Source organism: Amycolatopsis sp. NPDC058278 (genome assembly GCF_042881395.1).
In the GTDB taxonomy this organism is placed as follows: domain Bacteria; phylum Actinomycetota; class Actinomycetes; order Mycobacteriales; family Pseudonocardiaceae; genus Amycolatopsis.
Window position 1 is genome coordinate 16,784 of the sequence record NZ_JBHVXZ010000119.1, and the last position, 14,301, is coordinate 31,084.

General features: G+C 71.2%; 14 protein-coding genes. 7 read left to right on the forward strand and 7 right to left on the reverse strand.

What is annotated here, in order from left to right; genetic code table 11:
- Positions 1–40: 40 nt before the first annotated feature.
- From pdhA to ACFVYA_RS39935, 5 genes are read left to right on the forward strand one after another with little or no spacing between them, the layout of a single operon-like run.
- On the forward strand, positions 41–1,117 hold the full coding sequence (gene pdhA, locus ACFVYA_RS39915; RefSeq protein WP_387052488.1) for a pyruvate dehydrogenase (acetyl-transferring) E1 component subunit alpha: 1,077 nt from the start codon (positions 41–43) through the stop codon (positions 1,115–1,117).
- The gene (locus tag ACFVYA_RS39920) at positions 1,117–2,112 is read left to right on the forward strand and encodes an alpha-ketoacid dehydrogenase subunit beta (protein WP_103338373.1); all 996 of its coding nucleotides are present in this window, start codon (positions 1,117–1,119) and stop codon (positions 2,110–2,112) included. Before pdhA ends, ACFVYA_RS39920 begins: the two co-directional genes overlap by 1 nt.
- Positions 2,105–3,289 carry a dihydrolipoamide acetyltransferase family protein gene (locus tag ACFVYA_RS39925; RefSeq protein WP_387052490.1) on the forward strand — a complete coding sequence of 395 codons (1,185 nt, stop codon included), beginning with the start codon at positions 2,105–2,107 and terminating at the stop codon, positions 3,287–3,289. Before ACFVYA_RS39920 ends, ACFVYA_RS39925 begins: the two co-directional genes overlap by 8 nt.
- A 55-nt stretch (positions 3,290–3,344) precedes the next feature.
- The gene (locus ACFVYA_RS39930) at positions 3,345–3,893 is read left to right on the forward strand and encodes a hypothetical protein (RefSeq protein ID WP_387052492.1); all 549 of its coding nucleotides are present in this window, start codon (positions 3,345–3,347) and stop codon (positions 3,891–3,893) included.
- Positions 3,890–4,864 carry a hypothetical protein gene (locus ACFVYA_RS39935; RefSeq protein WP_387052494.1) on the forward strand — a complete coding sequence of 325 codons (975 nt, stop codon included), beginning with the start codon at positions 3,890–3,892 and terminating at the stop codon, positions 4,862–4,864. Before ACFVYA_RS39930 ends, ACFVYA_RS39935 begins: the two co-directional genes overlap by 4 nt.
- Here ACFVYA_RS39935 and ACFVYA_RS39940 read toward each other — a convergent pair.
- Positions 4,861–5,484, reverse strand: a complete 624-nt coding sequence (locus ACFVYA_RS39940) for a TetR/AcrR family transcriptional regulator (RefSeq protein WP_387052496.1) — start codon at positions 5,482–5,484, stop codon at positions 4,861–4,863. The genes ACFVYA_RS39935 and ACFVYA_RS39940 overlap by 4 nt on opposite strands.
- A gap of 83 nt (positions 5,485–5,567) precedes the next feature.
- On the opposite strand from ACFVYA_RS39940, the gene ACFVYA_RS39945 reads away from it, so the two are divergent.
- Complete coding sequence (locus tag ACFVYA_RS39945; protein ID WP_387052498.1) at positions 5,568–6,494, forward strand: alpha/beta fold hydrolase; 927 nt, start codon at positions 5,568–5,570, stop codon at positions 6,492–6,494.
- 30 nt (positions 6,495–6,524) lie between these two features.
- Here the strand turns inward: ACFVYA_RS39945 and ACFVYA_RS39950 are convergent, their stop codons facing one another.
- The 6 genes from ACFVYA_RS39950 to ACFVYA_RS39975 form a co-directional block, all read right to left on the reverse strand.
- A complete protein-coding gene (locus ACFVYA_RS39950; RefSeq protein WP_387052500.1) occupies positions 6,525–7,046 on the reverse strand; it encodes a putative immunity protein in 522 nt (173 codons plus the stop codon).
- Between the two features lie 38 nt (positions 7,047–7,084).
- Complete coding sequence (locus ACFVYA_RS39955) at positions 7,085–8,218, reverse strand: NAD(P)/FAD-dependent oxidoreductase (protein WP_387052502.1); 1,134 nt, start codon at positions 8,216–8,218, stop codon at positions 7,085–7,087.
- Positions 8,215–8,535: a bifunctional 3-phenylpropionate/cinnamic acid dioxygenase ferredoxin subunit gene (locus ACFVYA_RS39960; protein ID WP_285985711.1), complete on the reverse strand. Its 321-nt coding sequence runs from the start codon at positions 8,533–8,535 to the stop codon at positions 8,215–8,217. The genes ACFVYA_RS39955 and ACFVYA_RS39960 overlap by 4 nt, the downstream gene beginning before the upstream one ends.
- Before the next feature lie 182 nt (positions 8,536–8,717).
- The gene (gene betA, locus ACFVYA_RS39965; RefSeq protein WP_387052504.1) at positions 8,718–10,376 is read right to left on the reverse strand and encodes a choline dehydrogenase; all 1,659 of its coding nucleotides are present in this window, start codon (positions 10,374–10,376) and stop codon (positions 8,718–8,720) included.
- 8 nt (positions 10,377–10,384) lie between these two features.
- Positions 10,385–11,953: an amino acid permease gene (locus ACFVYA_RS39970; protein WP_387052506.1), complete on the reverse strand. Its 1,569-nt coding sequence runs from the start codon at positions 11,951–11,953 to the stop codon at positions 10,385–10,387.
- Positions 11,954–11,985: 32 nt separating this feature from the next.
- Entirely contained in the window at positions 11,986–13,452 is a 1,467-nt protein-coding gene (locus ACFVYA_RS39975) for an aldehyde dehydrogenase family protein (protein WP_387052508.1), read from the reverse strand.
- A 97-nt stretch (positions 13,453–13,549) separates the two neighbouring features.
- Between ACFVYA_RS39975 and ACFVYA_RS39980 the strand changes: the two genes are divergently transcribed.
- A complete protein-coding gene (locus ACFVYA_RS39980; RefSeq protein WP_387052510.1) occupies positions 13,550–14,128 on the forward strand; it encodes a TetR/AcrR family transcriptional regulator in 579 nt (192 codons plus the stop codon).
- The last annotated feature ends 173 nt before the right edge of the window (positions 14,129–14,301 follow it).

Genomic DNA, 14,301 nt, shown 5'->3' on the forward strand with positions numbered 1-14,301 from the left:
CCATTTCAGCATCATATGTCTGGGAGAGGTGGTGCGCGTCATGGCTGTAGAGACCCTGCTGCCGTCCGCTGCCCCCGTGCGGTTCGTCGCCGAAGACGGGAGCCGGGCCGACGAGCACGGCACGTACGGCGAACCCGCGGGAGAACGGCTCAAGGAGGCCTACCGGCTGATGGTCCTGGGCCGCCGGTTCGACGTCCAGGCGACCGCGCTCACCAAGCAGGGCCGCCTCGCCGTCTACCCGTCCAGTGCCGGCCAGGAGGCCTGCCAGGTCGCCGCGGCGCTCGCCCTCGAAACCCGGGACTGGCTCTTCCCGACCTACCGCGACTCCGTCGCCCTCGTCGCCCGCGGCCTGAAGCCCGGCGAAGTGCTGACGCTCCTTCGCGGTGACGCGCACTGCGGCTACAACCCGGTCGAGACGCGCGTTGCGCCTCAGTGCACTCCGCTGGCGACGCAGACTCTGCACGCCGCCGGGCTGGCGCACGCGATGCAGCGACGCGGCGAAGAGGCTGTCGCGCTCGCGCTCATCGGGGACGGCGCCACCAGCGAAGGCGACTTCCACGAAGCGCTCAACTTCGCGGCCGTCTTCAAGGCGCCCGTCGTGTTCTTCGTGCAGAACAACCGCTTCGCCATCTCGGTGCCCTTCGAGAAGCAGAGCGCCGCGGCCGCGCTGGCGTACAAGGGCATCGGCTACGGCATGCGCTCGGAGCAGGTCGACGGCAACGACGCCGTCGCCGTCCTGGCCGTCCTCGACGACGCGGTGAAGCACGCGCGCGAAGGCAAGGGGCCGGTCCTCGTCGAGGCCCACACCTACCGCATCGACGCCCACACCAACGCCGACGACGCCACCCGCTACCGCGACGCCGGAGAAGTGGCGAAGTGGCGCGAAGCGGACCCGCTCAAGCGGCTCGAAACGTTCCTCAAGAGCCGGAACCTGCTCCACGACACCGAAATCGAGCGGTTCACGGCGGACGCCGAGGTGTTCGCCCGGTCCGTCCGCGACACCATGAACGCCGAACCCGAACTCGACCCGCTGTCATTGTTCGACCACGTCTACGCCGAACCCACCCCCCAGCTGCGGCGGCAGCGGGCGGCACTCGAAGCCGAACTGGAGGCCTGATGACGACCACCATGGCGCAGGCCCTCAACGCGGCCCTGCGGGACGCCCTCAAGGACGACGACCGCGTGCTCGTGTTCGGCGAGGACGTCGGCACGCTCGGCGGCGTCTTCCGCGTCACCGACGGCATCACCGCCGACTTCGGCGAGGACCGCTGCTTCGACACCCCGCTCGCCGAGTCCGGCATCGTCGGGTTCGCCGTCGGGATGGCGATGGGCGGGTTCCGGCCGGTCGTCGAGATGCAGTTCGACGCCTTCGCCTACCCCGCGTTCGAGCAGATCACCTCGCACGTGGCGAAGCTGCGCAACCGCACCCGCGGCGCGCTCTCGCTGCCGATGGTCATCCGCGTGCCCTACGCCGGCGGTATCGGCGGCGTCGAGCACCACTGCGACTCCAGCGAGGCCTACTACACGCACACGCCGGGCCTGCGCGTCGTCACGCCGGGCACCGCGCAGGACGCCTACGACCTGCTCCGCGACGCCATCGAGTCGCCGGACCCGGTGGTCTTCCTCGAACCGAAGTGCCGCTACTGGTCGAGCGAAGAGGTCACCTTCACCCGCTCCGGCCCGGCCATGGACCGGGCCGTGGTCCGGCGCCACGGCAAGGACGTCACGCTCATCGCGTACGGCCCGATGGTCGCCACCGCGCTGGAAACCGCCGACGCGGCGAAGGCCGAGGGCTGGGACGTCGAGGTCGTCGACCTGCGCTCGCTGTCGCCGTTCGACGACGAGACCGTCACCGCTTCGGTCCGCCGCACCGGACGGGCGGTGGTGGTCCACGAGGCCGCGGGCTTCGGCGGCTACGGCGCCGAGGTCGTCGCGCGCGTCACCGAGCAGTGCTTCCACCAGCTCCACGCGCCCGTCCTGCGGGTCACCGGGCTCGACATCCCCTACCCGGCACCGAAGCTCGAGCGCCACCAGCTGCCCGACGTCGACCGGATCCTCGACACGATCGCGCGCCTGCAGTGGGACGACACACCGGTGGTGGCCGGTGCCTGACTTCCTGCTGCCGGACCTCGGCGAAGGCCTGACCGAGGCGGCGATCGTGGACTGGCGGGTCAAGGTCGGCGACACCGTCGACGTCGACCAGGTCGTCGTCGAGGTGGAGACGGCGAAGGCGGCGGTCGAGGTGCCGGTGCCCTTCGCCGGCGTGGTGTCCGCGCTGCACGGCGAGCCGGGGCAGCTGCTGCCGGTCGGCGCGCCGCTGCTGAGCGTCGGCGGGTTCGCCGAGCCCGGCGTCACCGTGTCTGCTCCGTCTTCCGGGAGCGGCAACGTCCTCATCGGCTACGGCACCGCGCCCACCACCCGGCGCAAGCGTGTCCGCCGCGTCGAAGCGCCCGCCCCCCAGGCCAAGGCGCCCGGCGTGATCTCGCCGTTCGTCCGGAAGCTGGCCGCCGACAACGGGATCGACCTCGCGAAGGTCACCGCCACCGGCGCGGACGGCATCATCCGCCGCGCGGACGTCGAAGCGGCGCTGAAGAAGCCGGCCGCGACGGGCAAGCGCATCCCGCTGACCGGGGTGCGCAAGGCCGTCGCCGACAAGCTCACGACGTCCCGGCGGGAGATTCCCGAGGCGACGGTGTGGGTGGACGTCGACGCGAGCGAGCTGGTCGCCGCCCGCGCGGCGTTGAACGCCAAGACCGACCGGCCGGTGAGCCTGCTCGGGCTGATCGCGCGGTTCGCCGTCGCGGGGCTGCGCCGGTACCCCGAGCTGAACTCGCGCGTCGAAGGCGACGAAATCGTCCTGCTGGACAAGATCCACCTCGGGTTCGCCGCGCAGACCGAGCGCGGCCTGGTCGTGCCGGTGGTGCGGGACGCGGGGGAGCTGTCCACCCGGGACCTGTCGGCGGCGATCGGCGAGCGCGCCCGCACGGCCCGGGACGGCAAGCTCGCGCCCGCGGACCTCACCGGCGGCACCTTCACGGTGAACAACTACGGCGTCTTCGGCGTCGACGGCTCGGCCGCGATCATCAACCACCCCGAGGCCGCCATCCTCGGCATCGGCCGGATCATCGACCGGCCGTGGGTGGTCGACGGCGCGCTGGCGGTGCGGAAGATCTGCGAGCTGACGCTGGCCTTCGACCACCGCGTCTGCGACGGCGGCACGGCGGGCGGGTTCCTGCGGTGCGTCGCCGACTGCGTGGAGTCGCCGGTCACCGCACTGGGAGACCTCTGACGACTCACCGGCCGCGTTGGCCGGTGGTGACGGTGGTGGCACCTAAAGTGGTTGCGTGACGACACCGGCCCAGCACGACCGCGATCTGGCGGAGGGACGCGTCGCCCGGCTCAAGCAGGACCTGCGGGACGGGCTCGCGACCCCGCCGGCGGACGTCGAGGAGATGGACGGGCTCGTGGCGACGGCCCACCGGCTGCTCGACGCCGAGCTGGCGTTCGACGAGGCCGAGCGGCGCCTCGCCGACGCCGAGCTCGAGTCCCGCCACGCGGCGACGCAGCGCGCGGTCGTCTGGTTCGCGGCCGCGCCCGTGCTGGTGCCGCTGGCCGCCGCGGCGCTGGTGCTGTTCGAGGTGCTTTCGCCGGCGTGGCTGCTGGTTTTGGTGCCGCTGTTCGGCGCCGGGCTGTGGATCGGCTTCGCGCCGGTCCGCCGGGCCGGCGCCGTGATCCGCGAGCGGACGCGGGCGGCGTGGGCGGGCACTGTCACGGCGCTGGCGCTGGCCGGAGCGTTGCTCCCGTGGCCGGCGGCCGTCGTCCTCACGATCCTGGCGGCGCTGGGCGCCGCGGGCACGGTCGCGCTGCTGTGGCGGGAAAGCCGGATCCCGTGAGCCACGGCTACGCGACCTACGGCGACGATCCCGAGTTCTCGCCGGAGTACCCCGAGCCGGTCGACGTGACCCGTCGCGACATCGACGAGCTGTTCGCGGCGGTCGACGGGCTCCGCGACGCCGATGACCGCTTGGGTCAGGAGGTCGCCGACCTGACCGAGCGGCTCGAAAGCGGCGGCGCGCACCGGCAGCAGGACCGGCTCGACCTGCTCGCCCGGCAGCTGGAACGGCTGCAGCAGCAGGTCCGCGTCCTGGAGCGCGCGGTGCGTGTGGCCGACGGGGTGCCGCAGGCCGACCTGGACGACGTCGGCGCGGAGACGCGGGCGCTCGCGGCCGAGGCGGCGCGGTGGGACGACCTGCACAAGGAGCTCGTCACCAAGGAGCAGCGGGCCCGGTACGCGGAGGAGATCGCGCACCTGGACGCGGTGCGCGGGGCACTTTCCCGGTGCGACGCCGACCTCCTGGACGTCATCGGGGTCTTGGCGTCGACGGACCGGGCGACCCGGGCGCGCGGCGACGCGGAGTCACGGCTGCGCGCGCTGGCGACGCGGCGCCGGACGGTGCTGGACGAGGAGCTCCCGGCCGCTTCGGCCGCGGCGGAGAAGGCACGGCTGGCGTTGCGCGAGGCGGACGCGGTCGAGGCGCGGGTGCTGCCCCAGCTGGAGCGGGCCGAACGGGCGTGGCACGACCTGCAGGTGCGGCTGCGCACCCGGATCACCGACGCACTGGGCTCGAACGTCCTGCTGCCGACCTGGTTCGGGAACGCGCTGGGTGTCGCACCGCCGTCCGGCACATCGGGTGACGCGTGGATCCGGACGGCCGCGTCGGTCCTGGCGTACCGGGTGACGTTCGGGGTCACGGAGCCGGCGCTGCCGCTGGGCCCGCCGGTCCCGGAGGACGCGGACACGACGGAACGCCGCTGGACCTGGCGGGCGAGGCTGGAGTCCGATTTGGACGATCTCGCCCTCTAGCTGTGCCTCCCGGGGAGGCCGGCCGTCCGAGAGGATGATCCGCCGCTCGGTTTTCCGGGGACACGGGCGGCCGCTGCGGCGACGGTTTCCAGGTCTTCGTTGGAGAAGCCGGCGCGGCTCAGCACCGCCAGGGATTTGTTCGTTGCCAGCGTGCACAACGCCAGCTCTGCCGCCTCCTGCCCATCGGCCCCCGCCGCCAGCAACGCCTGCTCCAGCATCGCCCGCACACCGTCGATCATGGCGCGGACCATCGCCTGGCCCTCCGCGTCGAGGGCGGGGAACTGCGTGGCCGACACCGTGAGCAGGCAGCCGTCCGGGACCGCCGGGTCGGCGATGCGGTTCAGGGTGACCCGCAGGTAGGCGGCCACCACGGCGCTCGGGCCCGGGTGCGGGCCGGACAACGCGTGCTCGTACAGCGGGTGGTAGGTCTGCACGTACCGCTCGAGGCTTTTGCGGAAGAGGGCGCTCTTGTCGCCGAAGGTGCCGTAGAGCGAGCTCCGGCCCAGGCCCGTGCCCTCGGTCAGGCGGTCGATCGAGGCCTCCGAATAGCCCCAGCGCCAGAAGACGTGCATCGCGCCTCGCAACGCCTCGTCCACGTCGAATTGCTTGCGGCCCGCCATGGTCAGCAGCCTACACATCTTGCACCGATCGTTCCATCATGCGTAAAGTCACCGGCATGACAAGTTGCACCGATCGTTCCAAGATGAGGACGGCGAGCTTGGGCTCGCTGCGGTTGCCCGACCGGTTCGCCGACGTCTTCACCAGCCGGTTCGTGGAAGTGAACGGGCTGCGGTTGCACGCGGTCACCGGCGGGGCCGGCCCGCCGCTGCTGCTGGTCGGCGGGTGGCCCCAGACCTGGTACGCCTGGCGGGAGGTGATGCCCGCGCTCGCCCGCGAGCACACCGTCGTCGCCGTCGACTCGCGCGGGGCCGGGCTCTCCGACAAGCCCGACGACGGTTACGACGCCGGCACGCTGGCCGCCGATCTGGTCGCGCTGATGGCCGCGCTCGGGCACGACCGGTTCGACGTGGCCGGCCACGACATCGGCATGTGGACCGGGTATGCCCTCGCTGCCGACCACCCCGAGCGGGTGGGGCGGCTCGCCGTCGTCGACGCCATCATCCCGGGTATCACGCCGACCCCGCCGGTCTTCAGCCCGGCCGCGGTCAACCAGCGGCTCTGGCACTTCGGCTTCAACCGGCTCACCGACCTCAACGAGGAGCTGGTCCGTGGGCGGGAGCGGCTGTTCTTCGGCTACCAGTTCGCCACCAAGGGCGCCACTCCGGACGCGATCCCCGCGTATGCCGTCGACGTCTACGTCGATGCGATCGTCGCGGATCCTCGCGGGCTGCGGGCGAGCTTCGCGTACTACCGGGCGCTGGACGAGACGATCGCGCAGAACGAGCGGCGCGGAAAGACCCGGCTGACGCTGCCGGTGCTCGCCGTCGGCGGTGCGCGGTACAGCGGCGCGCTGGTCGCCGAGACGATGCGGCCGGTGGCCGGCGATGTCACCGGAGTGGTCCTCGACGATTGCGGCCATTACGTGGCCGAAGAGCAGCCGGCGCGGTTCACCGAAATCCTGCAGGACTTCCTCGGAGGCGAACCGGGAACAGGCGTGCCGCACGGCTGACCCGTTCGTGGCGGAGTACCGCGACGGGCATCACGGGCGATGCCCGTCGCGCGGTGCTCGGAGGGCGGACTCCAGCCGGCGGTGCAGCTCGCCCAGTCGGGTTTTGCCCGGGTTGCCGGGCGGGAACTTCTCCAGCGTTTCGCGCACCTCCGGCGGGGCCTGCGCGAGCGCCCACTCGATCTCCGCCTCCGCGGAACCACCCGCCAGTTCGCACGCCAGTGCCGCCTGCTGGGCCGGGCCCACGATGTGCTTCACCTGGTGAGGTGACGCCAGGGGGTGCAGGTACGCGGCCCCGGCCGCGCCGACGGCTGCGCGCGCGGCGGCGGAGGCGACCGGGTCGGCCGTCGCGCCGGCCGCGGCCAGCGCCGCCCAGGCCGCCGTGCGCAGGGCCTTGGTGCGCGGGCCGCCGGCGGCGAACTCCTGAGCCGCGGAGATCGCCTCGCGGGGGCGGGGGTCGTCGGGGACCCGGGATTCGTACAGCGGCAGGGTCCGGGCCGCGCAGGCCGCGGCCCAGCCCGTCAACGCCCGGAGTTCGGCGAGGGTCAGCTCCATGTGGGTGAAGCGTATCCTTGGAAGACCGGTTGAGACTTTCAGACGGTCGCCGGACGGCGCAGGGCTTGGCGCCGCATGCGGTTGAACAGCTTCGCGTTGTTCAGGGCGAAGACGCCGACCGTCGCGCCGTCCCGCGAGAACGTCGCCACGAACGACGACGAAGCCGGGTTGCCGTCCACGAACGAAAGCGTGTCGTCCGGACGTGGGTGCCCGGCCAGCTGCAACGTCCCCGAATACTGGTCCGACCAGACGTATCCGCTGGGTGTGTACGTCCGCACGCTGTGCCCGGCCAGCAGGTTGGCCACCGCCACCGGCGCCTGCTCGGAGGCGTTCGTCCAGTGCTCGTGCCGCCGGCCCCCGTACCGGGCCACGTCGCCCACCGCCACCACCTGTGGCAGGTCCGTGACCAAGCCCGCGTCGGTGTGGACGCCGTTGCCGACCTTCAACCCCGAGCCCGTCAGCCACTCGGTCGCCGGCGTCATCCCGACGCCGGCAACGACCACGTCGGCCGGGACGAGGGAACCGTCGGCCAGGTGGACGCCCGCCGCGTCCATGCCCGTCGCCGAGACGCCGCAGCGCAGGTCCGTGCCGTGCTCGACGTGCAGCCGGGCACAGACAGCGGCCAGCGAAGGGCCCAGCACCGGCGCCAGGGGAGCGGCCAAGGCCTCCAGGACGACCACGTCCAGCCCCAGTGACCGGCACGTCGAGGCCACCTCGGCGCCGATGAACCCGGCCCCGATGATCACCACGCGCGCGCCGGGCACCAACGCCGCGCGCAGGGCAAGCGCGTCGTCGACCGTCCGCAGCGTGTGGGCGCCCTCGAAGCCGGGCAGCGTGCGCGCCCGGCCGCCGGTGGCGATCACGACGCCGTCCGCGTGCACCGAGGTGCCGTCCGACAGCAGCACGCGCCGGTCGGCCGGCTCCAGCGCCGTCGCCCGGACGCCGAGCCGGAAGTCCAGGGCCAGGGACGCCAGGTCACCGGTGTCGAGCAGGTCCAGCGACTCCCGCGAAGCCGTCCCGGACAGGAAGGCCTTCGACAGCGGCGGCCGGTCGTAGGGCAGGTGCGGCTCGTCGCCGATCAGCACGATCCCGCCGTCGTACCCCTGCGCGCGCAGCTCCTGCGCCGCGCGGACCCCGGCGAGCGAAGCGCCGACGACCGCGACGCGCTTCACGCGGCGTCCTCGTCGGCCACGCCTTGGACGTAGACGACGCCTTCGTCGACGACCACGGCGTACGTGCGCACCGGGTCCTTCGCCGGCAGGCAGGTCGGCATGCCCGTGCGCAGGTCGAACAGCGCCGCGTGCAGCGGGCACTCGACGAAGCAGCCTTCGAGCCAGCCGTCGGCCAGGGAGGCGTCCTGGTGGGTGCACGTGTCGCCGATGGCGTACAGCTCGCCGTCCTCGGTGTGGAACACCGCGATGGCGGGCGGCCCGGGGATCCGGACGGACTCACCGGGGGGCAGTTCGTCCACCGTGCACGCGCGAATCATGGGTCCTCCGAGACTGTTGCGCATAGGGGAACATCAACTGTGATCCGCAACAAAGTCTGAATCCCCCGGAGGACGTCGTCAAGGGGGTACGCCCGGGTAGTTTTCGTTACCGGGTAACGGGTATCCCGGGCACGCCGACGGCCCGTACCGATGATGGCGGTACGGGCGCGACGACGCCGGAGCTAGTTCTCCCCGTGCCGGTAGAATGGCAGCTTGATCGGGGCGAGCGGGGTGTTGCCGAGGATCAGGTCGGCGGCCTTCTCGGCGGCCATCATCACCGGGGCGTAGATGTTGCCGTTGGTGATGTAGGGCATCACCGACGCGTCGACCACGCGCAGGCCCTCGGTGCCGTGCACCCGCATGGTCTGCGGGTCGACGACGGACTTCTCGTCCACGCCCATCTTGGCCGTGCACGACGGGTGCAGCGCGGTTTCGGCGTCCTTGGCGACCCAGTCGAGGATCTCTTCGTCGGTTTCGACCGACGGTCCCGGGGAGATCTCGCCGCCGTTGAACGGGTCCAGGGCGGACTGGTTGAGGATCTTCCGGGCGACCCGCACGGCCTCGACCCACTCCTTGCGGTCGGTCTCGGTCGACAGGTAGTTGAACTTGATCGCCGGGTGCTGCCGCGGGTCGGTCGAGGTGATCTTCACCGAGCCGCGGGTGTCGGCGTACATCGGGCCGACGTGCACCTGGTAGCCGTGGCCGCCCGTGGGCGACGACCCGTCGTAGCGGATCGCCACCGGCAGGAAGTGGAACATCAGGTTCGGGTACTTCACCTCGTCGTTCGACCGGACGAACCCGCCGCCCTCGAAGTGGTTGGTCGCGGCCGGCCCGGACCGCAGGAACAGCCACTGCGCGCCGATGTAGGGCCGCTTCCACTTCGCCAGCGACGGCTGCATCGACACCGGTTGCTTGCAGGCGTACTGGATGTACACCTCCAGGTGGTCCTGGAGGTTCTCGCCGACGCCCGGCAGGTCCTTCACGACGTCGATGCCGAGCTTCTCGAGCTCGGCGGCGTTGCCGACGCCGGAGAGCTGCAGCAGCTGCGGGGTGTTGATCGCGCCGCCGCAGAGGATGATCTCCTTGCCGTACACCTCGCCCGGCACGCCCCGGCCCTGCGAGTACTCGACGCCGACCGCGCGCGTGCCGTCGAAGAGGACCTGCGAGACGAACGCGTGCGTCTTCACCGTGAGGTTCGGCCGGTTCATCACCGGGTGCAGGTAGGCGCCGGCGGCCGACAGCCGCCGTCCTTTCCGGACGTTCCGGTCGAAGGCCGCGAAGCCCTCCTGCCGGTAGCCGTTGACGTCGTCGGTGCGCGGGTAACCCGCTTCCTCGGCGGCGTCGAAGAAGGCCTTGAACAACGGGTTCGACGCCGGGCCGCGCTCCAGCTCCAGCGGACCGTCGTGGCCGCGCCACTGACCGTCCGGTGGGTCGGCCAGGCAGTTCTCCATCCGGTTGAAGTACGGCAGGCAGTGCGCGTAGTCCCAAGTGGACATCCCGGGGTCGGCGCCCCAGCGCTCGTAGTCCATCGGGTTGCCGCGCTGGAAGATCATCCCGTTGATGCTGGAGGACCCGCCGAGCACCTTGCCGCGCGCGTGGTAAATGCGACGGCGGTTCATGTACGGCTCGGGTTCGCTGCGGTAGCCCCAGTCGTAGAACTTCGACCCGATCGGGAAGGTCAGCGCGGCCGGCATGTGGATGAAGACGTCCCACTTGTAGTCGGACCGCCCCGCCTCCAGGACGAGGACCTTGTTCGACGGGTCGGCCGACAGCCGGTTCGCCAGCGCGCAGCCCGCCGAACCACCGCCGACGATGACGAAGTCGTAGGTTTCGGTGCTCATGCGTCCTCCTAGCCGGGCAGGGTGTCCGGGGCGTTGTCGGGCATGTGTTCGGGGCTCGTGTGCGCGGAGCCCCAGGTGCGGCGCCGGACGTAGAGCATGATCGCACCGATGATCACGATCAGCCCGGTGACGATCACCGCGCCCCACTGGAAGTACCAGTGGTCGGAGCCGTAGACCTCGGCGCGCGGCCAGATCAGGTTGATCGTCATGGCCGCGCCGTAGACCACCGCCACCAGGTTCACCACCGTGCCCCAGCGGCCCAGCTTGAAGTACGGGCCGTGCTCCGGGCGCGGCCAGCCGCCGCGCAGGCGACGGACGAGCATCGGGCCGGTGACCATCAGGTAGGGGATGTAGAACAGGATGATCGCCGTCGAGGTCAGGATGAAGAACGCCCGCTGGTTGCCGAGGTTGATCAGCAGCACGACGACGGTGAGGCCACCGGTCAGCAGCGCCGGCAGCACCGGCGTCTTGGAGCGCGGCGACACCTTCGCCATCGCGCGGCTGAACGGCAGGCGGCCGTCGCGGGCCATCGCCCAGGTCATCCGGATCGCCGCGGTCTGCACGGCGAGGCAGCAGACGGTGATCGCGATGGCCGAGCAGATCAGGAAGGCGTCGCCGAGCCCTTCGCCGAGGGTGCTCTTGAGCAGGTAGGGCATGCCGGAGGTGCTGAGCTCCTTGGCGCTCAGGTCGCCGACGGCCATCATGCCGAACAGCATGATCAGCCCGCCGACGATGAACGCCGCCGTGATCGCCCGGAGGATCGCGCGGGGCGCGTGCCGCCGCGGCTGGGTGGTCTCCTCGGCCAGCGAGCCCGCGGTGTCGAAGCCGTAGAAGACGTACGCGCTCATCAGCGACGCCACCAGGAACGCCCCGAGGTACCCGAACGAGTGACCCTCACCGGTGCCGGCGGTGTCGAAGACCAGGCCGGGGCCGCGCTTGATGTGGATGGCCAGCGCGATCACCAGCAGGACGCTCGCGCCGAGCTCCACCGCGACACCGAAGTTGTTGATCTTCGCCATCAGCTTGACGCCGATGATGTTGACGATCGTGGCGAACACGACCAGCACCAGGGCCAGGATGATGGCGTTCTGCGCGCCGCCCGGCGTCGACGTCAGGCCGGCGTCGTCGTCGCTGCCGACGAGCTGGAACGCGGTCGACACCTGCGGCAGGATGATCTGGTACGCCACCGCGACGGCGGCCGCCGTCACGATCGCGCCGATGATCATGATCCACCCGGCCAGCCACGACGTCGCCGGTTTCGCGATCTGCTTGGCCCACTGGTACACCGAGCCGGCGAGCGGGAACTGCCCGGCGAGCTCGGCGAAGCACAGCGCAACGGCCGCCTGGCCGACGAAGACCAGCGGCCACGTCCAGATGAACGCCGGCCCGCCCGAGCCGAAGCCGAAGAAGAACAGCTGGAACACGCCGGTCAAGATGGAGATGTAGCTGAAGCCGGCGGCGAAGCTGGAGAACGAGCCGAGCGAGCGCTCCAGCTCCTGGCGGTAGCCGAACTTTTCGAGGTCGGAGTTGTCGTCGGCAGCAGGCCCCCCGCCCGCCGGTATTTCCTGGGTGGTCATGGCAGCGTCCTTACGTGGTGGTGGGGGAAGCTTCAGCCTTTGAACCAGCGCTGCGGAACAGGGTCGATGTTCTGGTAGACGTGCTTGCTCTCCTGGTACTCGGCCAGCCCGGACGGCCCGAGTTCGCGGCCGATGCCCGATTTGCCGAACCCGCCCCACTCCGCCTGGGGCAGGTAGGGGTGGTAGTCGTTGATCCACACGGTGCCGTGGCGCAGGGCCCCGGCGACCCGCTGGGCGCGGGACGCGTCCGACGTCCACACGGCTCCGGCGAGCCCGTACTCGGTGTCGTTGGCCAGCGCGATCGCGTCAGCCTCTTGCGCGAAGCGTTCCACGGTGACGACCGGGCCGAAGACCTCTTCCCGGACGATCGCCATCTCCCTCGTGCAGCCGGAGAAAACGGTGGGGCGCAGGAAGAAACCGCTTTCGTACTCCGGTCCTTCGGGCCGCTTGCCGCCCGCCCGGAGCTGGGCGCCCTCCGCGAGAGCCCTTTCGATGTAGCCCTCGACCTTGGCGCGGTGCTGCGCCGAGACGAGCGGGCCCGTTTCGGTCGCGGGATCGAGGCCGTCGCCGACCCGGATGCGGTCGGCACGTGCGGCGAGGTCGGCGACGAACCGATCATGGATTCCATCTTGGACGATCAGCCGCGCGCCCGCTGAACAGACCTGTCCGGAATGGACGAACGCCGCCATCAGGGCGTAATCGAGCGCCGTTTCGTAGTCGGCGTCGGCGAAGACGATGTTCGGGTTCTTGCCGCCGAGTTCGAGGGCGACCCGGCGGACGCCCTTCGCGGCGGCGGCCATGATCTTTTCACCGGTCGCGTAGCCGCCGGTGAACGAGACCAGGTCCACGGCCGGGTGCTCGACCATCGCCGCGCCGACGCGGCCGTCGCCGAGCAGGAGGTTGACCACGCCGGGTGGCGTGCCGGCTTCTTCGAGCAGGGCGACCAGCTTGATCGTGGTCAGCGGGGTGACCTCGCTGGGCTTGAGCACCACGGTGTTGCCCGCGGCGAGGGCCGGCGCGACCTTCCAGGACATCTGGAGCAGCGGGTAGTTCCAGGGCGCGATCAGTGCGCAGACGCCGACCGGTTCGTGCACGATCCGGCTGACGACGGTCGCGCTGCCGGCGTCGACCAGGCGTCCGGCGTCCTTGCCGGCGAGGTCGGCGTAGTAGCGGAAGACGTTCGTCACGTCGTCGATGTCGATGCGGCCTTCGCCCAGCGTCTTACCGGTGTCGAGGCTTTCGGTGCGGGCCAGTTCCTCGCGGTCGCGGACCAGGAGGTCGGCGACCTTGCGGAGCAGGGCGCCGCGTTCGGTGGCGGTCGTCTGCCGCCACGGACCTCCGTCGAAGGCCCGGCGGGCGGCTCTGACGGCGGCGTCGACCTCCTCGCGGCCCGCTTCGGCGACGGTCTCGATGACCTGGCCGGTGGCGGGGTTCAGCACGTCGGAGCGTGTTCCGGCGGACGCGTCCGTCCAAATGCCGTCGATGTGGAGGTCTTTCATGCGGCCCTTCCCGGATCGGTAGTGGCTGCTCGGCGCGTTGAGTGCGTACATTTGTACGCGAAGCGTGTACAGATGTCCACAAGGGGGCTCGACACCGATGTCGAACACGGAACCCGCCGCGGCCCGGCGCCGCGGCCCGAACGACCCGGAACGGCGGGCGCGGATCGCCAAGGCGGCGATCGAGGTCGTCGCCCAGCGGGGGATCGACGGCGTCACCCACCGGGCCGTCGCGGCGGCCGCCGGCGTGCCGCTGGGCTCGACGACCTACCACTTCGCGACCCTGGACGACCTGCTGGAAGTGGCCCTGGTCGAGGCGGCGGAGAAGAACGTCCACGCGCTGAAGGAGTGGGAGTCGGCGCTGCCGCCGGACGCCGACTTCGCCGCGGCCCTCGCCGACCTGGTCATGGGCTACATCAACGAGCAGTACCGCGACACCGTGGTCGAGTACGACCTGTACGTGGCCGCGCTGCACCGGCCGCGGCTGCGCAAGGCGAGCGCGGCCTGGGACGACGCCCTGATCGCGTTCTTCGGCTCCCGCACGGACCCGCTCACCGGCCGGCTCCTCGCCGGGTTGTTCTGCGGCCTCCTGATGCAGGCGGCCCTGGCCGACCCCCGCCCGACGCGCGAGGAGATCGAAACCCTCTTCCGCCGCGCCATCAACGGCCCCGCCGTGTGAAGGGAACGCCAACACGCGTGATTGGGGAGCCGACACGCGTGATTGAAGGGTCGACACGGCGGTGGCCGCGCTCGAGTCTGGAGTTGCCCCGTGGGGCTGGACACCTTGATTCCAGACAGTGGTCTGGAGGGAGGATGTCCTGGTGTCTCGCAGGTCAAAGTATCCGGAGCAGT

Bases quoted from the DNA above. Each gene is read 5' to 3' on its own strand.
- ACFVYA_RS39940 (WP_387052496.1), bottom strand. From the start codon at position 5,484: ATGGCGGGCCGCAAGCAATTCGACGTGGACGAGGCGTTGCGAGGCGCG.
- ACFVYA_RS39970 (WP_387052506.1), bottom strand. From the start codon at position 11,953: ATGACCACCCAGGAAATACCGGCGGGCGGGGGGCCTGCTGCCGACGAC.
- betA (WP_387052504.1), bottom strand. From the start codon at position 10,376: ATGAGCACCGAAACCTACGACTTCGTCATCGTCGGCGGTGGTTCGGCG.
- pdhA (WP_387052488.1), top strand. From the start codon at position 41: ATGGCTGTAGAGACCCTGCTGCCGTCCGCTGCCCCCGTGCGGTTCGTC.
- ACFVYA_RS39960 (WP_285985711.1), bottom strand. From the start codon at position 8,535: ATGATTCGCGCGTGCACGGTGGACGAACTGCCCCCCGGTGAGTCCGTC.
- ACFVYA_RS39950 (WP_387052500.1), bottom strand. From the start codon at position 7,046: ATGGAGCTGACCCTCGCCGAACTCCGGGCGTTGACGGGCTGGGCCGCG.
- ACFVYA_RS39945 (WP_387052498.1), top strand. From the start codon at position 5,568: ATGAGGACGGCGAGCTTGGGCTCGCTGCGGTTGCCCGACCGGTTCGCC.
- ACFVYA_RS39920 (WP_103338373.1), top strand. From the start codon at position 1,117: ATGACGACCACCATGGCGCAGGCCCTCAACGCGGCCCTGCGGGACGCC.
- ACFVYA_RS39980 (WP_387052510.1), top strand. From the start codon at position 13,550: ATGTCGAACACGGAACCCGCCGCGGCCCGGCGCCGCGGCCCGAACGAC.
- ACFVYA_RS39975 (WP_387052508.1), bottom strand. From the start codon at position 13,452: ATGAAAGACCTCCACATCGACGGCATTTGGACGGACGCGTCCGCCGGA.